20 protein-coding genes are annotated in these 20,519 nt (G+C 46.0%); 19 read left to right on the top strand and 1 reads right to left on the bottom strand.

The genetic code is table 11. The annotated features are described in order from the left end of the window. The 12 genes from pglX to DW826_RS13155 all read left to right on the top strand — a co-directional run bounded on the left by pglX (position 1) and on the right by DW826_RS13155 (position 14,889). Complete coding sequence (gene pglX, locus DW826_RS13210) at positions 1-3,624, top strand: BREX-1 system adenine-specific DNA-methyltransferase PglX (protein ID WP_117552963.1); 3,624 nt, start codon at positions 1-3, stop codon at positions 3,622-3,624. A gap of 21 nt (positions 3,625-3,645) precedes the next feature. Then, a complete protein-coding gene (locus tag DW826_RS13205) occupies positions 3,646-4,128 on the top strand; it encodes a DUF3990 domain-containing protein (RefSeq protein ID WP_117552962.1) in 483 nt (160 codons plus the stop codon). Continuing rightward, positions 4,125-4,364 (top strand): hypothetical protein, encoded by a 240-nt coding sequence (locus tag DW826_RS13200; RefSeq protein WP_005539002.1) that lies wholly within the window; start codon positions 4,125-4,127, stop codon positions 4,362-4,364. Before DW826_RS13205 ends, DW826_RS13200 begins: the two co-directional genes overlap by 4 nt. Positions 4,365-4,367: 3 nt before the next feature. Continuing rightward, complete coding sequence (locus DW826_RS13195; protein ID WP_013274273.1) at positions 4,368-4,589, top strand: DUF3791 domain-containing protein; 222 nt, start codon at positions 4,368-4,370, stop codon at positions 4,587-4,589. A gap of 54 nt (positions 4,590-4,643) precedes the next feature. Further along, entirely contained in the window at positions 4,644-7,166 is a 2,523-nt protein-coding gene (gene pglZ / locus DW826_RS13190) for a BREX-1 system phosphatase PglZ type A (RefSeq protein WP_117552961.1), read from the top strand. Between the two features lie 23 nt (positions 7,167-7,189). Beyond that, positions 7,190-9,310, top strand: coding sequence for a protease Lon-related BREX system protein BrxL (brxL, locus tag DW826_RS13185; protein ID WP_101871397.1), 2,121 nt, complete (start codon positions 7,190-7,192; stop codon positions 9,308-9,310). Positions 9,311-9,329: 19 nt separating this feature from the next. Further along, entirely contained in the window at positions 9,330-11,192 is a 1,863-nt protein-coding gene (locus DW826_RS13180; RefSeq protein ID WP_117552960.1) for a P-loop NTPase fold protein, read from the top strand. A gap of 2 nt (positions 11,193-11,194) precedes the next feature. After that, positions 11,195-11,887 carry a hypothetical protein gene (locus tag DW826_RS13175; RefSeq protein ID WP_117552959.1) on the top strand — a complete coding sequence of 231 codons (693 nt, stop codon included), beginning with the start codon at positions 11,195-11,197 and terminating at the stop codon, positions 11,885-11,887. Then, entirely contained in the window at positions 11,884-13,242 is a 1,359-nt protein-coding gene (gene qatC, locus DW826_RS13170) for a Qat anti-phage system QueC-like protein QatC (protein ID WP_117552958.1), read from the top strand. Before DW826_RS13175 ends, qatC begins: the two co-directional genes overlap by 4 nt. Beyond that, a complete protein-coding gene (locus tag DW826_RS13165) occupies positions 13,242-13,964 on the top strand; it encodes a TatD family hydrolase (RefSeq protein WP_117552957.1) in 723 nt (240 codons plus the stop codon). Before qatC ends, DW826_RS13165 begins: the two co-directional genes overlap by 1 nt. A 96-nt stretch (positions 13,965-14,060) precedes the next feature. Then, the gene (locus DW826_RS13160) at positions 14,061-14,489 is read left to right on the top strand and encodes an MmcQ/YjbR family DNA-binding protein (protein ID WP_117552956.1); all 429 of its coding nucleotides are present in this window, start codon (positions 14,061-14,063) and stop codon (positions 14,487-14,489) included. After that, the gene (locus DW826_RS13155; protein WP_117552955.1) at positions 14,458-14,889 is read left to right on the top strand and encodes a hypothetical protein; all 432 of its coding nucleotides are present in this window, start codon (positions 14,458-14,460) and stop codon (positions 14,887-14,889) included. Before DW826_RS13160 ends, DW826_RS13155 begins: the two co-directional genes overlap by 32 nt. Positions 14,890-14,961: 72 nt before the next feature. On the opposite strand, the gene DW826_RS13150 is transcribed toward DW826_RS13155, so the two are convergent. After that, positions 14,962-15,456 (bottom strand): ImmA/IrrE family metallo-endopeptidase, encoded by a 495-nt coding sequence (locus DW826_RS13150; protein ID WP_117552954.1) that lies wholly within the window; start codon positions 15,454-15,456, stop codon positions 14,962-14,964. Positions 15,457-16,345: 889 nt separating this feature from the next. Between DW826_RS13150 and DW826_RS13130 the strand changes: the two genes are divergently transcribed. From DW826_RS13130 to DW826_RS18310, 7 genes are all read left to right on the top strand, one after another. Next, entirely contained in the window at positions 16,346-16,960 is a 615-nt protein-coding gene (locus DW826_RS13130; RefSeq protein WP_117552953.1) for a class I SAM-dependent methyltransferase, read from the top strand. Between the two features lies 1 nt (position 16,961). After that, positions 16,962-17,567 carry a class I SAM-dependent methyltransferase gene (locus tag DW826_RS13125; protein ID WP_117552952.1) on the top strand — a complete coding sequence of 202 codons (606 nt, stop codon included), beginning with the start codon at positions 16,962-16,964 and terminating at the stop codon, positions 17,565-17,567. Between the two features lie 67 nt (positions 17,568-17,634). After that, positions 17,635-18,321, top strand: coding sequence for a class I SAM-dependent methyltransferase (locus DW826_RS13120; RefSeq protein WP_117552951.1), 687 nt, complete (start codon positions 17,635-17,637; stop codon positions 18,319-18,321). A gap of 38 nt (positions 18,322-18,359) precedes the next feature. After that, complete coding sequence (locus DW826_RS13115) at positions 18,360-19,079, top strand: hypothetical protein (protein ID WP_242994102.1); 720 nt, start codon at positions 18,360-18,362, stop codon at positions 19,077-19,079. 95 nt (positions 19,080-19,174) lie between these two features. Next, positions 19,175-20,038, top strand: a complete 864-nt coding sequence (locus DW826_RS13105; protein WP_117552949.1) for an MBL fold metallo-hydrolase — start codon at positions 19,175-19,177, stop codon at positions 20,036-20,038. Beyond that, complete coding sequence (locus DW826_RS13100) at positions 20,035-20,343, top strand: hypothetical protein (RefSeq protein WP_117514003.1); 309 nt, start codon at positions 20,035-20,037, stop codon at positions 20,341-20,343. The genes DW826_RS13105 and DW826_RS13100 overlap by 4 nt, the downstream gene beginning before the upstream one ends. Then, the gene (locus DW826_RS18310) at positions 20,343-20,513 is read left to right on the top strand and encodes a hypothetical protein (protein ID WP_181968071.1); all 171 of its coding nucleotides are present in this window, start codon (positions 20,343-20,345) and stop codon (positions 20,511-20,513) included. Before DW826_RS13100 ends, DW826_RS18310 begins: the two co-directional genes overlap by 1 nt. The last annotated feature ends 6 nt before the right edge of the window (positions 20,514-20,519 follow it).

The raw sequence follows: 20,519 nt of genomic DNA, 5'->3' as shown, positions 1-20,519 counted from the left end.
ATGAACAAGACAGCCATAAAGAATTTTGCGATTTGGGCGCGGAATAAGCTGATTGCAGATGTTAGCTATGATGCCCGCCTGATCGGTATTACGGAGGACGGCATTGCCAAGCCGCTGCCGCAGAGCTTCGGCGGCACTCAGTTCTTCGATATCGGCACCGCAGAACCGTATTCGATTTCCGGTGAGGCCGTGCGCCAGCGTGACAAGCTGATAGAGGTCATCCAGCAGAAGGAAAAGGATACCGACTACAAAACCGCATATCAGTATGTGATCGAGGAGGTTGCCTATACATGGTTTAACCGCCTGATCGCCATCCGTTTCATGGAGGTAAATGACTATCTGCCTTCCCATATCAGGGTGCTTTCTTCCGAGAGCGGAAAGCTGGAGCCGGATCTGGTCACAACGCCGTTTGACGCAGAGCTGCCCTTTACTGCGGAGGAAGAAGCTCTGATTTTCCAGCTGAAGCAGGACAACAAGCTGGACGAGGTGTTCCGTATCCTGTTCCTGAAGCAGTGCAACGCCTTGAACGAGATTCTGCCGGATCTGTTTGAAAAGACAAAGAACTACACCGAGCTGCTGCTCAGCCTGTCCGTCATTGACCAGGATGGCGTGGTTTATCATCTGATCCACGATATCCCGGAGGATGACTTCAACATCGAGCGCGGTGGTCAGGTGGAGATCATCGGCTGGCTGTACCAGTATTACAATACCGAGCCGAAGGCTGCTGCCTTTGCAAAGAACGGCAAGATCACCAAAGAGGAAATCCCTGCCGTGACCCAGCTGTTTACCCCAGACTGGATCGTTCGTTACATGGTGGAAAACAGCCTTGGCCGTCTGTGGGTGGAAGGGCACCCGGACTGCGGCCTGAAAGAAAACTGGAAATACTATCTGGAAGAGGCACCGCAGGAGTCGGAGGTGCAGGCAAAACTGGCGGAAATTCGTAAAGAGTACGCTGCCCTGAATCCGGAAGACATCAAGCTCATCGACCCCTGCATGGGTTCCGGTCATATTCTCGTATACGCCTTTGATGTGCTGATGCAGATTTACGAGAGTGCCGGTTACAGCCAGCGTGATGCTGCAAAGAGCATTCTGGAACATAACATCTACGGTCTGGATATAGATGACCGTGCCTATCAGCTGGCGTATTTTGCCGTGATGATGAAAGCACGGCAGTACAACCGTCGTATCTTAAACGGAGAAAACACCTGTCATGTCTATGCCATTCAGGAGAGCAACAGCGTCAACCGTGCGCACCTGAAATATTTCGGTGCAGGGATGGACGATATCGAAAAGAACGCCGCCAAGATGCAGCTGGAAGGCCTGCTGGATACCCTGACCGATGCCAAGGAGTATGGCTCTATCCTGAATGTGGAGAGCTATAACTGGGATTTGCTGCGCCGGTTTGTGGCAGCGGAGGATACCGCAGGGCAGATCAGCATGGACAGCGTGGGCGTGGAAGATACCGCCGAGCAGCTGAACCGGCTCATTGATATTGGCGAGACAATGGCACGAAAGTATTGGGTTACCTGCGCGAATCCGCCGTATGCCGGAACCAGCAACCTCAGCGCCAATGTCAACAACTTTGTCAAGAAAAATTACCCCGACAGCAAAGCCGACCTATTTGCTGTCTTTATTGAGCGCTGCCGTGCCATGACCGCCGACAACGGCTATCAGGCAATGATCACCCAGCATAGCTGGATGTTCCTGTCCAGCTTTGAAAAACTGCGTGGAAAATTGCTGCATACCGATATTGTCAATATGGCGCATCTGGGTGCAAGAGCCTTTGAAGAAATCGGTGGCGAAGTGGTGCAGACCACATCGTTTGTTATCCGCAAAAGCCATATTGCGGACTATAAAGGTGAGTATTGCCGCCTGATTGAGCCGACCACGCAACAAGGGAAAGAGGATATGTTCCTTGCCGGTGAGAATCGCTATGCGGCAGACCAGTCCAACTTCTCCAAAATCCCCGGCTCTCCGGTGGCGTATTGGGTGAACAATGCTATGTTTTTAGCATTTGAAAAATATCCACCTGTATCAGATATTGGTGAAGCAAAAGCTGGAATGACAACAGGAGACAATGATCGTTTTTTGAGACTATGGAATGAAGTTGAATATTCTAAGATAGGAATTGGTTACCCTAATTCTGAGAAAGCACAAAAGTCTGAGAAAAAATGGTTCCCATATAATAAGGGCGGTGGATTCCGAAAATGGTATGGCTTGAATGACTATGTAGTACTCTGGGAAAATGATGGATATGCAATAAAAAATGCGACTAAACAAGGTCGTAAAATAGCAAGTGTACGAAGCGAACGCTTATATTTTCAAAAATCAATCACATGGGCTACATTAACTACGGGAATGATTTCTTGTAGGAGTTCCGAAGAAGGACATCTTTTTGACGATAAGGGTTCAAGCTGTTTTATGCCGAAAAAAGATTACAATTATGTTCTTGCGTTGATAAATTCGGTGGTTGGAGATTATTTCTTACATATTCTTAATCCTACCATGTCATTTCAATCTGGAAATATCGGAGCATTGCCAATAGTGCAAGAAAAGGTCGAAAACAATCAAATAAATATACTATCAGTAGCTAATGTGGATTTATGCAAGAATGATTGGGATTCTTTTGAAAATTCTTGGGATTTTAAGAAGCACCCATTGCTCCGCAATGTTTCCACGATTTCTGAAGCCTTTACCCAGTGGCAGTCAGAATGTGACGACCGTTTTAACCAGCTGAAAGCCAATGAGGAAGAGCTGAACCGCGTTTTTATTGACATTTACGGTTTGCAGGATGAACTGACCCCGGAAGTGGAAGATAAAGATGTGACGGTGCGTAAGGCCGACTTGCAGCGGGACATCAAGAGCCTGCTGAGCTATGCCGTAGGCTGTATGTTTGGCCGTTACTCGCTGGATGTGGAAGGGCTTGCCTATGCAGGCGGAGAGTGGGATAGCAGCAAATACCAAAGCTATATTCCGGATGCTGACAATGTTATCCCTATCACTGATGAAGAATATCTGGACGATGATATTGTATCGCGCCTGTGTGCATGGCTGAAAGCAGTGTACGGTGCTGATACGCTGGAAGCAAACCTTGACTATATCGCAAAAGCCCTCGGCAATAAGGGCAGCACCAGCCGGGAGATCATCCGCAATTACTTCTTGAACGACTTCTTCAAGGATCACTGCCAGACTTACTCTGTCACTGGCTCCGGTAAGCGTCCGATCTACTGGCTGTTTGACAGCGGCAAGCAGAACGGCTTTAAGGCACTGGTTTACCTGCATCGCTATACACCGGATACCATCGGCAACCTGCGTATCGACTACCTGCATAAGATGCAGCGTGTGTATGAATCCGAGATCAACCGGATGCAGGATATGATGGATCACAGCGGGAATGCCCGTGAGGTGGCAGCAGCCTCCAAGCGTAAGGATAAACTTGCCAAGCAGCTGAAGGAATGCCGGGAATACGATGAGAAGATCAGTCATCTGGCACTTTCCCGTATCGAGCTTGATCTCGATAACGGCGTAAAGGTCAACTACCGCAAGCTCCAGACTGCGCAGGACGGCAAGTTCTATGAGGTGCTGGCGGACAGCAAGAACATCATGGTGAAAGAAAAGAAATAAGAGGAACAGGAGGCGTTTGCAATGATTTTGTACCACGGAAGCAATGTTATCGTAGAACAGCCGAAACTTATCCGGCAAAATCGCTATCTGGACTTCGGTTTTGGATTTTACACCACCACTAACCGCGATCAGGCAGTGAACTTCGCTCAAAAGGTCACTGACCTCCGCAAAACAGGAGCCGCTACGCTCAATATTTATTCCGTAGAGGAAGCTGTGGCTTTCAAGGAGTGCAGCTTACTGCGCTTTGATAGCCCAGATGAAGCATGGCTGGATTTTGTAGCTGAGAACCGTCAGGGAACCTATCAGGGAAAGCAGCATGACCTGATTTATGGTGCTGTGGCAAATGATGATGTGTACCGCACCATTACCCTGTATATGACCGGAGTGTTGGATAAGGAACAAACACTGGCGGCACTCAAGATTCGGAAATTGTTCAACCAGCTGGTGTTTGCAACTGAGAAGTCTCTGCAATACCTGCATTTTGAAGGGAGGGAGCTTGTATGAATGAAGATCAGTTCAGCGCAATGCTTGCAATCATTGTGCCGCCCATCATCGAACAGATTACAAAAAACAGCAATGTGGATGATGAAAAAGCGATTTCCCGCTTTTATCAGTCCAAGCTCTATCAGGAGCTTTCGGATGAAAAATCGAAATTGTGGCATTACAGCCCGATGACGCTGTATACCATGTATCAAGATGAACTTCTGACAGGCTCCTATGATTACCCGGAGGAGGCGTGAGTGATGAGCAAAGAATCCAATTTTTTGATTTATTGCATGGAGCGGTACCGTCATTTCAAAGGGCTTTCCGGTGCAGATGTAGCAAAGACTTTTGAAGAGTATGGCATCTATGGGTATATCACAAAGTATTTTGAATCACTGCACACAATGGGGGATCATTGTATCGTGCAGGATATTGACGATTATATTAGCAGCATCACAGGCAATAAACGGATCAAGGCGTAACTGCCTGTATGATATTCCCCAAAGGGCGGAATCTATCAAGTAAAGGAAATTGATATGGCAGAATTGAACCTGAAACAAATTATAGACCGCCTGAATGCGGAATTTACCGGGGATACCCGGAAACTGGTTTTCTGGTACGATGACAAGGCAGAATTTTCCGAGGATATGGAGACGGTGGAGCTTCAGAATGCGAAGATCTACCATCTCCAGCCGGATAACCAGTTCTATACAAAGTATTTTCTGGAGCGTGTAGATAAGACCACGAATTATCTGATCTATGCACCGTTTCCGAAGCCGGATGTAAGGGACAACCATCTGGAAGACACAATGCTGTATTCCAGACGGTTCTTTGCTGACCGTGCCTCCCTGCTGTCGGTTGACCTGGGTATTGAGGAAAAGTACAAGCCGGTTATTGAGAAGCACATCAAGTTTTTCGCCAATAAAGAACGTACTCAGCGGTTTTATGATTTGGAAATCGAAAATTTTAATGAAGAAAATATCCTTGTCGGTCTGTTGAGTGCAGTCTGCAAGGCGCGTACCTGCTCTTTTGAGGAAGTCGTGCGCATCGTGTTGACGGATGGCGAGCTGGTGGACAATGCTTTCTTGCAGGAGTTTGAAAAATACGATCTGCTGACTGCATTCTGGCAGCTCTGTGAGCAGCATTTCGGATACACTGATATAAAGCCGAGTTTGGAACGGCTTTTGGTAACATTGTTCGTTACCTATACTGGGCGATATGTGCAGGCAGAGCTTCCGGCAGCATGGAAGAGCTTTGTCTCCTACAAGTCCGGCAATATCATCGCATTTCTCGATAGCCTGATGAACAGCGTCCTGTACCGGGACAAATACGACGCTCTGTCGGCGCACGTTGCCAAAGGGTTGAATGTTCTTTCGGCATTTGCAGGAATGCGAGTGGACGATTTGGTGGAGTGCGACACTTTCCTTGCCGTGGATCAGGTGCTGGTAAAGTGGCTCATTGGCAGACTTGTTTCGGAAGATATCGGTGCAATCGTAAACGGATTTAGCATTCCGGAACTCTGTGAAAAGCGGGCTAAAATGCACTTTGGCAGAAAGACCGGGAAAACCTATCAGATGCTTTCCAGTGCATACAGCATGGTGAAGGAAGCGGATTACCATGCCGCAGATGGCTTAAAGCCAATCATCGACCGATATCTTGCTGCGGATTACAATATGGATCAGCAGTATCGGAAATTCTACTATTATTACGACCAGCTGGAGAGCACGGAAAGCTTTGAGCCGCTTCGGGAGCTGGTGGAAAATATCTACACGAACGAATATCTGGCTTGTCTGCTCCCAGCATGGAATGCTGGAATCCAGCAGGATGCCGCATTTTCGGCAATTCCGTTGCAGCGGGAGTTTTACAATGCCAACCTGCGCTATACCAAGGAACGCACCGTGGTCATCATTTCGGATGCCATGCGTTACGAGGTCGGACAGGAATTGTTTGCCCGAATGCAGGATGACCCGAAATGCACGGCAAAACTTTCCGTACAACTAAGTGTCCTGCCGTCTTATACAAGGCTCGGTATGGCAGCACTTTTACCGCATAAAACACTGGAGATGACGGATGACTTCCAGGTGCTGGTAGATGGTATCCTTTGCGATAATCTGGCAGGTCGGCAGCAGGTGCTGCAAAGCTATAACCCGGATAGTGTCTGTGTACAGTTCGATGATATCAAAAATCTGAAAGTGGCAGAGCTACGAGATGTTCTGACAAAACGTCAGATCATCTATGTATACCATAATCAGATCGACGCGCGTGGAGACAAGGCAAATACCGAGGATGAGGTGTTTAATGCGTGTGAGGAAGCCGTTCAGGAAATTGTGGATTTGATTCATCGAATCTCCGTCAGCGGCAACACCTATCATTTTATCGTCACTGCCGATCATGGCTTTATTTACAAGCGTGATAAGCTGACAGAAAGTGACAAGATTTCCGGGAAAAGTGCGGACAAAGCATTTGTCAATCGCAGATTTATTGTGTCTAAGGCGGCACTGGAAGATGACGGCATCGACCATATGAGCATGGGACGCGTTCTGGGGAATGAGGACAGCAAGGTGGTGTCCTATCCAGTCAGCAGCAATGTCTTTAAGGTGGCCGGAGGCGGTGCTAACTATGTGCATGGCGGTTCCTCACCGCAGGAAATGCTGGTGCCGGTGCTGGAGTTTAAGATGGAGCGCGGTCACATGGAAACAAAGAATGCAGAGATTGCTCTGGTCAGCATCGTCCATAAGATTACGAACCTGATCACGTCCATGGACTTTATTCAGTCGGATGCCGTTAGCGATACTGTAAAAGCTGCAAAATACCGCATTTTCTTCCTCTCGGAAGACAATGAGAAAATCTCGAACGAAAACAGTTATGTGGCGGACAGTCGTGAGGAAAATGCGCAGAAGCGTATCTTCCGGATGCGGTTCACATTCAAGAATAAGAAATACGACAAGAACAAGCAATATTACCTTGTGGTTTACGACGAAGAAAGCGGTCTGGAGCAGTGGAGGCAGCCTGTCATCATGGACATTGCCTTTGCAGATGACTTTGGATTCGGATTCTGATATAGAGGAGGCAGGAATTCCGTATGGAAATGATGGATATGGCGGCAGATGATACCCGTGAAGAACTGCGCCGGAAGCTGCGCAGCAACTTTGACGGTCGGATCGTCCGCAAAGACCTGACAAAGAAAATAAAAGAAGGAGCGAATGTTCCGGTCTATGTGCTGGAGTTCCTGCTGGGTCAGTATTGTAGTTCAGACGATGAGACAATCATTGAGCAGGGCGTTCAGAATGTAAAACGCATTCTGGCAGATAATTTTGTCCGCCCGGATGAGGCTCAGAAAATTCTCTCACAACTGCGCAAGAACGGGAGCCATACCATTATTGATATGGTGACAGTACATCTCGACATCAAAAAGGATTGCTTTTTTGCAGAGTTCTCTAACCTTGGCCTCACCAATGTGCCGATTACAGATGATTATCCGGAAAAATATGACCGGCTGCTTTGCGGCGGTATCTGGTGCATCGTGCAGCTGGAATATGAATCCGAGGGAGACAGCAGCTTTGGAATCACGGATATAGATGGACAGCCGATTTCCTCTAAACAGAAAAAGCAGAAGGACATCTCTCCCATCAGCATCCATAAGCTGACTCCGATTCAGATGCCCCATATCGACATTGAAGAAGTTCGAGAGGGACGCAAGGCATTCACACAGGAAGAGTGGATGGATGTTATGCTGCGTTCCTGCGGATATGAGCCAGAACAGTTGAACAATCGGGAAAAGTGGCTGCTGCTTGCGCGTATGCTGCCGTTGGTGGAGAACAACTTCAATCTCTGTGAGTTGGGGCCGCGCAGCACAGGAAAGTCCCATATCTATAAAGAAATCAGCCCGAACAGTATCCTGGTATCCGGTGGTCAGACGACCGTTGCAAATCTGTTTTACAATATGGGGCGCAAAACCGTAGGTTTGGTAGGCCTATGGGACTGCGTTGCCTTTGATGAGGTCGCCGGAATCAAGTTTAAGGACAAAGACGGCATTCAGATTATGAAGGACTATATGGCTTCCGGCTCCTTTGCCCGTGGCAAAGAGGAAAAGGCAGCATCGGCATCTATGGTCTTTGTAGGAAACATTAATCAGAGCGTGGATGTGTTGCTCAAGACTTCCTCTCTATTTGACCCGTTCCCGCCGGAGATGGGAACGGACACCGCCTTTCTTGACCGTCTGCATTGCTACATTCCAGGCTGGGAGATTCCGAAGTTCCGTCCGGAGCATTTTACAAACGACTACGGCTTTATCACGGATTATTTGGCAGAGTTTATCCGAGAACTGCGGAAGGAACAGTATGGTGATGCGTTGGATAAGTATTTCCGCCTTGGAAAGAACCTGAACCAGCGCGATACGATTGCTGTCCGCAAGATTGTAGGCGGCTATGTGAAATTGCTGTATCCGGATGGGGAGTTCACGAAGGAACAGATTGAAGAAATTCTTGTATTTGCGCTGGAAATGCGCCGTCGTGTCAAAGAGCAGCTGAAAAAGCTGGGTGGAATGGAGTTCTATGATGTGAACTTCAGCTATATCGACCTTGATACCTTTGAAGAAAAATTTGTTTCCGTGCCAGAACAGGGCGGTGGAAAGCTCATCCCCGATGGCATCTGCAATCCGGGACAGGTATATACTGTAAGTCAGGGCAAGTCCGGTATGATCGGCGTATTCCGCCTTGAGAGCCAGATGCTGCCCGGCAACGGAAAATTTGAGCGCACTGGCCTTGGCAGCGACCGTGACTGCAAGGAATCCACGAATACGGCGTTCAATTTCCTGAAAGCTAACGGAAATCGTATCAGTGGCAGCATCAGCACCACGATGCGGGATTACATCATCAACTATCAGGATTTACAGGGCATTGGCATGACCGGAAAGCTGGCATTGCCTACATTGATTGCACTATGCAGCATCGCTCTTGGACGGCCTACGGTCAGTACACTTGCCGTGCTGGGAGAAATCAGTATTAGCGGCACGATTCTGAAGGTGGACGAGCTTGCCAATAGTTTGCAGGTGTGTCTCGATAGCGGAGCAAAGAAAGTGCTGCTTCCGATTACCAGCGCAGCAGACCTTGGCACCGTCCCGCCGGAGCTGGTGGGCAGTTTTAATTTGATTTTCTACAGCAGCGCGGAAGATGCGGTGTTTAAGGCGTTGGGGGTAGAGTAAATACTGGAGGGATTTGAAAATGTGGTTGGATAACGCCTCAGAAGTAGATATTTTATTTTATGAACCATATGCAAATGTTATTGCTGATATTTCCAAGAACCCAAGTTACAAACCGCTCACTATCGGTGTATTCGGTGTCTGGGGAGCAGGAAAGTCAACCCTTTTGAAGTTGATAGAACAGAAAATAGATGCGGACTCTGAAAAAAAGGGAAAAACTCTGTGTATCAACATTAATGCGTGGACTTTTGAAGGGTATGAAGATGCCAAAATAGCTTTGATGGAGGCATTATTGCGCGAAATCAAAGAACATCAAGATATTCCATCTCAGGTTAAGGATGGCGTGTCAAAGCTGTTGAAAAAGCTTGACTTTTTTAAGTTGGCAACAAAAGCAGCATCTGTAGGTGCACCTATGATTGCATCAGTCGCCACTGGAAATCCCATTCCTCTTTTGCTGAGTGTTTCTGGAAAAGCTGAGGAGGTTGGTGATGGAATCAAAAACGTAGCGAATGCTATGCAATCTATTCGTGACGACTATTTGAAGGATGAAGAAAGCGACGATACGAACAGCATTGTCAATAATGTTAGAAAATTCAGAAAAGACTTCAAAGAAACTCTTAAAGATGATGGCATTGAAAACGTTATTGTTTTAATTGATGACTTGGACAGATGCCAACCAGATCGAATTATAGAAACTTTGGAAGCTATTAAGCTCTTTTTGTCCGTAGAGAAAATGACTTTTATCATTGCTGCAGATGAAAACGTCATCCAATATGCTATAAGAAAAAAGTATCCGCCGATTGAAAATTATACTGTCAACTTGGACAAGGAATACATTGAAAAAATCATTCAATTGCCAATTTATATTCCTGAGCTATCCTCGAAGGATATAGAGAACTATCTGATGTTATTAGTCGTTCAAGAATACTGCAACATAGACCAATTTAAGGAGTTTCTCAAAAAGATTAAGGAAGAAAAATTGCTCATATCGAATGATGTTATTGATGTACAGAAAATAAAAACAATAGCGATAGACTACATTAATAAAAACGATAAACAGGAGTTTGAGGAGACAGCCGATATCATTGCTGGCATCAAAAGAATAATTGCCGGGAACTTAAAAGGGAATCCTAGGCAGGCAAAGAGATTTTTGAACACATATATAACCAAAAAGAAATTGGCTGAGTTGTACTTTGGCACTGATGAAGATGCTCTTGACACACGAGTGCTGGCAAAACTGCTTGTCCTTCAAAAACTCGATGGGGATTTATTTATACAGCTGAATGAATGGAATAAGAAATTCACAACGGAGAATGAAGATTTTAAGGCTATGTTTGAGAGCATAGAATCAGGTGATAGTGAGAATGAAAAATATAAGGCCTGGAATGTGCCGACAATAATTAACTGGGTTGAATCTGAACCCAAGGATTTGGGAAAAATTCGTTTGGATCGATACTTCTATTTAACTAGAGAATCGCTGAAGAAAGCGGATGTAGATGTATCAACGCTTTCAGCGGCGGTTAAGGATATTTTGGAACGGATAGGTAAGGCAACACGTGGATTGATACCTCAAATTGTACAAGACATGACAAAGTTGAGTGCAATTGATCAATCAATGGTTTTTGAGGTCGTTATTCCTAAAATTCAAAAAGGAGAAATTGAATTCTACATCATAAGAAGCCTTTTTGTTGGTTTTGAAGCATATAGAGACAAAATTTGCAATGCCTTGGAAAGCTATTCAAAGAAGATAACCATTAAAAGTGCGTCTGCCATTAAAGAAATGCGATCAGCAGATAAGATGAAAGTGGACAATCTTATAGCTACGTGGGAAAAGGCGGGGCTTATTGAGCAAAAGCTGATAGAAACAATAAAAGAGGGAAAATAAGAATGGGAACTTCTAAAGGATATATTCCTCCAACAAAGCCAGAATGGAGCAAAGCAAAAAGAGCGGTATCAGGATTTCTAAGAAATAGAGACTCTGATTCAAGAGCAAATGTAATTCAAAAATTTGGCGAAGCGATGAATTCGAGAGCAGCGGTTGGCGGCGCTTCTTTTGCCAGTGCTGCTGGCAATGTCATAGCGTTAGCGCAAGATATCAGAAAATATGGACTTGAGCACAGCTTAGTCAATTTTGGCCGATCTGATTTAATAGGAAAATCTTCCGATGAAATTTTGCAAGAACTGTTATATCAGTTTACGAATGATTCCGCATCGATAGAAGACTCACTAGCGGCGGATTCATTATCACAAGCACTTGAAAATCTGCAAATAGATTCTGTAGAACAATTGGGAAGTGTAGATTTAGATATTCTTCTAAAGGAAATGGTGATTTCCTTTGTACTGATAAGTTTTGACTTGAATTTTGATGAAAAAATAGGAAAAGGGCGTACTAGTAGTGAAAAATTTGAAATACTGGATGAAATGCATTCTTACATAGCTGATGAACTCTATGCGTCGCTACATAGCACAGAACTGGAACAAATTGATCTTGGCAATATCAGTGCAGCAAGTATTGTTCAAAGAACTTTGAAAGAAGCATACGATGTATGCGTTCGCTTCTATGGGGAGGCACACAAATGAAATTTTGGATAAAAAAAGAAAATGATGCAGACCCAGATGTCGAATGGAAAGATTCGTACATCCTTACCTTAAATAGAGATTCCAGTAGCACTATATATTCTGGATTGCCAAGCATATGGTACCATCTGGGCTGTCAAAAAATGGTTCCTATTTATGAGGATTTATTTGTAATAGGGCTTAGCGTATTTGCTTTAGATAAAAGAATAGCTCGGAATTTATTTTCGGATTCTTGGACACGCCAAATAGAAGTTTCCATTCCGGTTTTAGAAATGGATAAATGGAATAATTGTGAGGCTCAGTGGAATAAAATCCTTTCGTTTTTAACAGGTGATGAATGGAAAATTTCTTTTAGACAGGCTACGACAGAATATGGTACCCATAAGAGCAGTAATAGAAAACATATAGATGTGTCTGGCTGTGATTGCGTTAGCCTGTTTTCGGGTGGTTTGGATTCCTATTGTGGGGCGATCAAGCTATTGCAAGAGGGGCATTCTCCAGTATTAGTTGGTCATAATGAATATCCCAAACTTCGGTATATCCAAGAACGATTTTGCAATAATTTCAATGAATGCTATCCAGTACAAAAATCGCTGTTTCTTGGGTTCACAGCAGGAGCAAGAGCTCCATTCAGTTTAGATGGGGAGCGGCTGCGGAAAAGTGAAAATACTTCCAGAGGGCGGTCTTTATTGTTTTTATGTGCGGCAATTTCTATAGCAGGCATTATGGGAGAACATATCCCAGTATATATACCTGAGAATGGATTTATTGGATTGAATGTAGCTCTTACAAACAGCAGAAAAGGATCCTGTAGCACGAGAACAACGCATCCTTACTTTTTGAATGGTCTTAACAAGTTGATTGCAAGTGTTGGAATTCAAAATCGTATTCTCAATTTCTTCGCCTTCAAAACAAAGCGAGAAATCGTTAATTTGGTTTCTGGAACAGAAGCATTCAAACGAGGTTATAAAGATACCATTTCATGTTCTCACCCATGTGTGTCTAGGTACAACCGTGTGGGTTCCAGAGAATATCCGGTAAACTGTGGATTTTGTTATCCGTGCATTATTCGGAAGGGCTCTCTGCAAGATGTTGAATTAGAAACAGATGACATCCTAAAGGCATCAGAATTCCTTAAAACGCAGGCAGATAGAGACAAATCGGCAGATTTATTTGCGGTTTTGAGCAGTATTCATAGATACAAGGGACTTTCGGAAAAAGATATCGAGCGATTAATCCGTTGTACGGGGAAGCTTGAGAATGACGAGATTCAGTCTTTTAAGAGAGTTTACAGACAGGGCATGGATGATTTGATTGAATACTTTTCAAAAGACTCGGATATGGAAGCGTATATGTAATGATGAATTTGATAGATACACATTTTCATTTGGACCATTATAGAAATTATTTTGAAATTGCTAAAACCATTACAGAACTGGAACAATATACAATTTGCGTAACAAATTCGCCTGGGATTTTTTTGTCATGTAAAAATTTAATCCCAGAAACAAAGTATTTGAAATTTGCCATAGGCTTTCATCCACAAGAAACGACATTAGGCGGAAGAGAAATAAAAGATTTCATGAGGCTTATATCGTCAACAAATTATGTTGGTGAGATTGGATTGGATTATTCGCAAAAATCATATATGAGTAAGCCATTACAATTAAAATATTTTGAGCAAATTGTAGAGATTTGTGCATCGGAAAATAAGCTTATGACAATACATATTAAAAAAGCAGAGAAGGATGCAGTTCGTATTTTAGAAAAATACTACCCCAAAAAGACAATCATACATTGGTATACAGGAGATTGTGATGATATGTTAAGGTTGGTGGATTTGGGTTGCTATTTTTCGATTAACACTAACATGGTAAAAGGCAGTAAAAAGGAAAATTATCATTTATTGCCTTTAGAGCGTATTTTGATTGAGTCTGATGGCCCTTATACAAAAGTTAATAACAAAAAATATACGCCCGCTCTTTTAAAAGATGCTTATGAAGAAATTTCAAGATTCTATAACAATCCAGATTTGCCTAGAAAAATTTATTATAATTTCAAAAAGATATTGTTATCTTAATCACCCCTTAGGTGAGAAAAATACAAGTTGATCTTGTTTGATTGAGGAGAAGGAACGACATAAAGAAAAAGAACTGCTCAGTAACGGAAAAGAATTATGACACGACAAGAATTATTTACATGGATACGCCAGCAGTACGGCACAGAGCCGGAATACCCCTGGCATGACTGGAATGCTGTGCTGCGGCACAACGACAATAACAAATGGTATGGTGTGGTTCTGGAAGTATCAGCTGATAAGTTGGGACTGCCGGAAGCAGGCATCATTGATGTCCTTAATGTGAAAAGTGATCCGCTGCTGATCGGCTCTCTTCGTGGGCAGGATGGCTATTTTCCGGCCTATCACATGAACAAGGAAAAGTGGCTCAGTATTCAGCTCGGCAAACCGGAGCTGGATGATGCCATCAAGGACCTGCTTTCTTTGAGCTATGAGCTGACAGCACCGAAAAAGCGTAAACCAAAATCATCAGCAAAAAATCCGGGAAATTCCGCAAATGGCAAAGAAAAAGAAAATGACGAAGGCTGAGCGAAAGGAAGCACGCCTCCGAAAAGGTAAGCAGTGGCTGCTCACCTATACCGGCTCACCGAAAAAGATGAACAAGCATTACCAGGAACGCTTTCATGTGGATGCTGTGACTGCCGCGAAAGATTTGCAGGAGCTGGGGGTCAACTATACACAGGAGCAGCTCGACCAGATTAAACGGGCTGAAGAACAGCGGCTCCGGCAGCGGAGAATGGAGCGGGAAGCGAAAGAGAGGGAACGGCTGGCAGAACTGTATGAGGACTGCGATGATCGTTTTGCTTTTATCGCAGGATATACAGATGGCGGTGCACCGTATGGTGTGATGTGGGAAGAAGTCGGCACTGATCCTGGACTGCCGTTTGAGGAAAAAGTGAAGCTCTATCACATGCAGATGTTAGGCTGATAATTGTGCAAGCACCGCCTGCACAATTCGCAACAAAAAAAGAGGAGACAGTCCAGGCTCCTCAAATGTACATTATTTCAAAAAGTTGCTCTTATGTTCCGGTGCGTGCAGATTATAGCCAAGTGTAGCCAAGTGTGCTACCTTCAGCGCAACCAGATTGATGTCAGTGGACATCGCGCTGGCGATCTGTTCGGCTGTGTATCCATATTCATAGATGTAGCGAAGGACTTCATCGCTGTCCATCAAGATCTCCGCTGCTACGATGATGGCTTCATATTCCGGTTTGGATTTCATGTCGTAGAGCATGAACTCATGAATTGGGGTGGGTTTCGCCATATTCCGGTGAAGCTGGTCATGCCCTAATTCATGTGCGCACACGATGCGCAGCATATTTTCATCCAGACTGTTATTCAGGAAAATAAAGCGATTTCGCTTAATCACCCGGTACATTCCCTTCAGGGAACCAAAATTTTTGCAAAGCATGACATTGATACCAAGCTGCCTTGCAATTTCAAAAGGGTCTCTGGAACCGCAGCGTTTACGCTTTATAAGCTCCTTCGATGGCATCTTCGCTTAATTCGCTGCCAGCGAACATACCGGTCACTTCGGTGACCAGTTCTTCAATATCTTTCGCTGCTTTTGCGCCGCCTTTTTCATGAGCTTCTACGACATAGGTGCCGCTGCTTCCCAGCAGGTACTCGGAGCCTCTGACCTGTTACGGATGGCGTTTTTATGACAAGGATCAGGTTAAAATAGATACTTTCTGTGGTGTCTTTGATGTTTCGAGATCAGCAGCTGCTATCCGATTGGAACAACTGGGCTATCTGAACCGGAAAAAGGATTATGAATATCGTGATCCATTGGAGGTGTGGCCATGAGCAGGAATATCAGAGTATCGGAACCATCTGCGGAAATGCAGATTAAAATCATCCGGGCAAAGGATGCGGTTGCTTCGCAAAAGCCCAGGACTGTCAGGTTCCCTTATCGCCGACATAATTCAATCTCGAACTGTCCTGCATCCTCCATGTCAGCACGGATTATCCTCTGATGGGCAGCGAGCCAAGCAAAGAGGAAGTCAAAAATGATCTTCTGAGCATTATTTCGGAGCTGTCTACGATTGCGAAGAAAATCTAATCGTGCTCTGCGTTTGGAAATGACAAAATAGAGATACTATACCATTGCAAAAAAGAAGTGAGCACGATATAATATGGATAAGAAGGCAAAAGTCACCGCAATGGTGTGAAAATAGATTTTGGCTGTTTCCATAAGGAGTAGATCGAGAGGCGTTATCCTCAGTGGCTGAAAATACAGATGTGTGATGCTTGCAGCAAGCTATTTGTATAAGCCGAAAGGCCGCAGAAATGCGGCTTTTCCTAAATATGTGAGTTAGCCGAATCTAACTTATCAATGCGCGCGTGCTGGTTAGATGAATCTAACCACAAAAGGAGAGACAGCAATGCGAGAACACAAGAATTTCTGGGACAGAAATGCAGGTCTGTATGACCGCTTTATGCGAAAAGACAGGGCAGTATACGAGAAAATGTATGAGCTGATCCGGCCGGTCGTGAAAGACAAAACAGTGCTGGAGCTGGCTGCTGGAACGGGGCTGATCGCCAGGCATATCGTAAATGCGGCGGCACACATCGAGGCGACGGATGCTTCTCCGGAAATGATTACAGAGGCCAGGCGGGGAAATTGCTCTGCGAAGCTGCACTTTTCCGTGCAGGATATGTTTTCTCTGCCATACGCAGGCAATTCATTTGATGTGGTGATCGTATCCAACGCATTGCACATCGTGCCGCAGCCAGAGAAATCACTGCGAGAAATCAAACGGGTGCTGAAGGACGATGGTGTGTTGATCGCGCCAACCTTTACTCACGCGGAAAATTCACTTAGAGGAAGGATCAAGGCCTATTTTATGAGATTGGCAGGCTTCCCTCTGCATAGCAGGTGGACGAGCGAGGAGTATCTGAGTTTTCTGCGGCAGAACGGGTGGAGGGTGCGAAAAAGCGCTGTGCTGAAAGCGTCCTTTCCGCTGACCTATGCCGAATGTGTGAAATCGGAGGTGTGATATGTCCTTTTTTGAAAACACCCGAAAGCCCGTAGGCCTTGGCGGGAAAATCATGGTTGCTATGATGAACTTTGGACACAGCGCAATGGCAGAATGGGGGCTGCGCTTTTTACAGCCTGCCCAGGATGCCATGGTGCTGGACTGCGGCTGCGGCGGTGGAGCGAACATTAAAACGCTGTTGAAACTGTGTCCCAAAGGCAGGGTGCAGGGCATCGACTACTCAGCCGTCAGCGTGGAAAAAGCGCGAAAAGTCAATGCCAGAGCCATTGCGGCAGGACGGTGCAACGTGCAGCAGGCAAGCGTGACAGAGCTGCCGTTTGAAGCGGAGCAGTTTGAAGTAGTGACCGCCTTTGAAACGGTCTATTTCTGGCCGGAGCTTGCACAGAATTTCAGAGAGGTCTATCGGGTGCTGAAGCCCGGCGGGGCCTTTTTCATCTGCAATGAAGCAAACGGCGAAACGACAAAAGACGACAAATGGACGCAGATCATCGATGGCATGACCATCTACAAGGACAGCCAACTGAAAGCGTTTTTAGAGCAGGCGGGTTTTCAAAATATTCAGATACACAAAAGAAAAAACTGGCTTTGCGTCACGGCACAGAAATAGGATGCAGTGGTGAACCATCCGGCATCAGAAGGACAATTGTAATGCGGAAAAATGAGGAGGAACCCCTATGGAGCGAAAAGAAACGATCCGAGGTGCCTATCAGCTGACAGGCGGCAACAACTTTTATGACGGCATGATCACCTGCTCCACACTGAGCGGGAAAGCGGTGTGCCGCCTGGTGTGGGATATGAACAAGGCGGAAAATGATGCCTATCTGGAAAAGGCGCTGTCCGGTATTCCGGAGCATTTTTCCGGCAAGCTGCTGGAGGTGCCGGTGGGAACCGGTATTCTGACCATGCCGCTTTACAAGACGCTGCCCAATGCGGACATCACCTGTCTGGATTACTCGGCAGATATGATGGGACAGGCGCAGGAAAAGGCAGACCGCCTGCACCTGAAAAATGTGACCTTTCAGCAGGGGGATGTGGGCACACTACCTTTTTCGGACGGTGCGTTTGATATTGTTTTGTCACTGAATGGCTTTCATACGTTCCCGGATAAAGAGGCCGCTTATCGGGAGGTTTTTCGGGTGCTGAAGCCCGGCGGAACCTTCTGCGGCTGCTTCTATGTGGCGGGAGAGTGCAAGCGGACGGACTGGTTCGTCCGGCACGTCTACGAAAAGACGGGGTTCTTTACACCGCCCTATGAAACGACCGCCAGCTTGAAAAAACGGTTGAAAAAACGGTACGCAACCGTAACACTGGGAACAGTGAAGAGCATGGCATGGTTTGCCTGCCGGAAAGGACTACGATGAAATTTAAGACATTTGGAAATCGGAATGATCCCGCTGTTTTGTTTTTTCATGCAATGGGCGTGACGGGGGAGAGCAGCGAACCGGTCGCGAACTATTTACAAGATCGGTATTTCTGCATTTTACCCACCTCCACCGTGTACTGCAAAGGGCAGAAATATGTCAGCAAGGCGGACGAGGCTCGTCAGGTGGAAGCATATCTGAAATTGCAGGGAGTGGAATACCTTGAGCTGGTTGTGGCTTCTTCGATCGGTGCCGATCTTGCCATGGCGTTTTTGACAAGCACGAAGCTGCCTATTGGACACGTTTTTTTCGACGGCGGGCAGTTTGCACAAATCGGAAAAGGCACGCGCCGCATGATGACGCCGTTTTTGTATCTGGCTATCAAGAGCCTGTATTGGTCGAAAGGCGGCACACTGAAAAAGATCCTGTGGTGTGATGATGATTCCATAAAGTCGTATTTTATAGCCGCAGGGAAAAATCTGACCTATACAAATTTGCGGCGGCATATTCTGGACAGCTTGGAGGATAAACTCTTTCCGTCCCTTCCCGAAGAACTGCAAAAGCATATCTATTTCGAGTTTGGCAGCATAGAAGATCATTTCAAATACCGTCAGGCGGTGATGAAAGCCTATCCCTGCGGCAATTATCCCGTGTTTGAAGGATACGATCATATGCAATATCAGATACGTGATCCGAAAGGCTTTGCTGAAATGCTGACATATATCGCCGAGCATGACAGTATGCCGAAGCTGCCCTGAAAGTATATCTGGAGCAGGCAGGATTTTGTCAGATTCAGAGCCACAAAAACAAAAAGGGCTGGCTGTGCATCGCAGCACAGAAATGAGGTGTAATCATGTCGAAAAAAGCAACGGAATTTCAAAGAAAAGCAATGAGCCGGATGTACCGGGGCAGGGAGATCTTCAAGCCTTTGAACACCGGCTGGATCGATGAGGATGTCGCCTGCGTGCGGGAGTGGGTGGCAAATATCTTCTTTTACCACAAGGGCGATACCACCATTATGATCGATGCCGGATACAACTATGACCGGTTGGCAGAGAAGATGTACTGGCTGGGGATCGACCCGCATTCTATCCGGCACATCCTCATCACCCATCAGGACACCGACCATGTGGGTGCGGTGGAGGCTGACAGTCCGGGATTGTTTCGGGATGCAAAGCTGTACATAGGCGAGGTTGAGAACCGGTATCTCACCGGCGAGGTGCGGCGAAAAGTCATCTATCATCTCTATAAATTGCCGCAGGTCACGATCAACAGCGAAAAGGTACTGCTGCACGATGGGCAGGTACTTGACATTGACGGCATCAAAATTGAGTGTTTTCTCGTTCCCGGTCATACCTGGGGACATATGGTCTACCTCATTGACGATAAGTACCTTTTTACCGGCGACACGCTGTGGTTTGGCGCGGACGGCGGCTACAGCTTCATTTCCTCGCTGGCGGAGGACAATAAGCTGGCTGTGCAGTCACTGGCGGAGCTGGAGCGGAAACTGCGCGCACGTGGGCTACATCCATATTTCATCACCGGTCACACGGGATGGACGGACAATTTTGCCTTTGCGTTTGCCCACAAAGACAAGCGCTGTTCACCATTCAAAAAACGAGTACACGACCCATCGGCGCCCTATGATGCCTACGACGAATCGGACGACACCGAAGAAAATGCAAAGAGCGGTTTTCTGAAAGGCGTGGGAAGATGAAGGACAGCGAATTACAAATTGACTGTAGTTGCCATGTGCTATATTCCAAACCCTGCAAAAAGGAAATTCTGGCGAAAATCACTCTGCACTATCCGGAGGTGGAGCGCGATGCGGTTTGGGAGCAGGTGCAGCTGAGATACGCAGAGCTTCTTTCCAAGTGGCGCACCGACCTCGGCGGTAAAAAGAATTTTCACAACGGCGTGTCCGGCTGCCGATGCGACTATGCCATCTGCGGCGATAAGGATCCATACGTAAAGGAATATCCCGAATACCGGGATGAAAACGGATACAGGAGGAATAAGTAATGCTTTTACAGGTGATTCTGGAAGGTCTTGGGTTGGGGGCTTTGCTGGTTCTTGTCTGTGCTGTGGGCATCTGCAAAGGGGCTGTTGGGATGGTGCATCTTTACAGCCCGGTGGGCATGGCAGTCATAGCGATGGTGCTGGCGGCAATGATGACTATTTTTACTCACTGAGGAAGG

Source organism: Clostridium sp. AM34-11AC, from assembly GCF_003435375.1.
Taxonomy (GTDB): Bacteria; Bacillota; Clostridia; order Lachnospirales; family Lachnospiraceae; genus Pilosibacter; species Pilosibacter fragilis.
The sequence above is the reverse complement of the archived record's forward strand: the minus strand, read 5'-3'. Positions and strand labels throughout refer to the sequence as shown.

Coding starts and splice junctions, on each gene's coding strand:
- pglX (WP_117552963.1), top strand. CDS start 1: ATGAACAAGACAGCCATAAAGAATTTTGCGATTTGGGCGCGGAATAAG.
- DW826_RS13205 (WP_117552962.1), top strand. CDS start 3,646: ATGATTTTGTACCACGGAAGCAATGTTATCGTAGAACAGCCGAAACTT.
- DW826_RS13200 (WP_005539002.1), top strand. CDS start 4,125: ATGAATGAAGATCAGTTCAGCGCAATGCTTGCAATCATTGTGCCGCCC.
- DW826_RS13195 (WP_013274273.1), top strand. CDS start 4,368: ATGAGCAAAGAATCCAATTTTTTGATTTATTGCATGGAGCGGTACCGT.
- pglZ (WP_117552961.1), top strand. CDS start 4,644: ATGGCAGAATTGAACCTGAAACAAATTATAGACCGCCTGAATGCGGAA.
- brxL (WP_101871397.1), top strand. CDS start 7,190: ATGGAAATGATGGATATGGCGGCAGATGATACCCGTGAAGAACTGCGC.
- DW826_RS13180 (WP_117552960.1), top strand. CDS start 9,330: ATGTGGTTGGATAACGCCTCAGAAGTAGATATTTTATTTTATGAACCA.
- DW826_RS13175 (WP_117552959.1), top strand. CDS start 11,195: ATGGGAACTTCTAAAGGATATATTCCTCCAACAAAGCCAGAATGGAGC.
- qatC (WP_117552958.1), top strand. CDS start 11,884: ATGAAATTTTGGATAAAAAAAGAAAATGATGCAGACCCAGATGTCGAA.
- DW826_RS13165 (WP_117552957.1), top strand. CDS start 13,242: ATGATGAATTTGATAGATACACATTTTCATTTGGACCATTATAGAAAT.
- DW826_RS13160 (WP_117552956.1), top strand. CDS start 14,061: ATGACACGACAAGAATTATTTACATGGATACGCCAGCAGTACGGCACA.
- DW826_RS13155 (WP_117552955.1), top strand. CDS start 14,458: ATGGCAAAGAAAAAGAAAATGACGAAGGCTGAGCGAAAGGAAGCACGC.
- DW826_RS13150 (WP_117552954.1), bottom strand. CDS start 15,456: ATGCCATCGAAGGAGCTTATAAAGCGTAAACGCTGCGGTTCCAGAGAC.
- DW826_RS13130 (WP_117552953.1), top strand. CDS start 16,346: ATGCGAGAACACAAGAATTTCTGGGACAGAAATGCAGGTCTGTATGAC.
- DW826_RS13125 (WP_117552952.1), top strand. CDS start 16,962: ATGTCCTTTTTTGAAAACACCCGAAAGCCCGTAGGCCTTGGCGGGAAA.
- DW826_RS13120 (WP_117552951.1), top strand. CDS start 17,635: ATGGAGCGAAAAGAAACGATCCGAGGTGCCTATCAGCTGACAGGCGGC.
- DW826_RS13105 (WP_117552949.1), top strand. CDS start 19,175: ATGTCGAAAAAAGCAACGGAATTTCAAAGAAAAGCAATGAGCCGGATG.
- DW826_RS13100 (WP_117514003.1), top strand. CDS start 20,035: ATGAAGGACAGCGAATTACAAATTGACTGTAGTTGCCATGTGCTATAT.
- DW826_RS18310 (WP_181968071.1), top strand. CDS start 20,343: ATGCTTTTACAGGTGATTCTGGAAGGTCTTGGGTTGGGGGCTTTGCTG.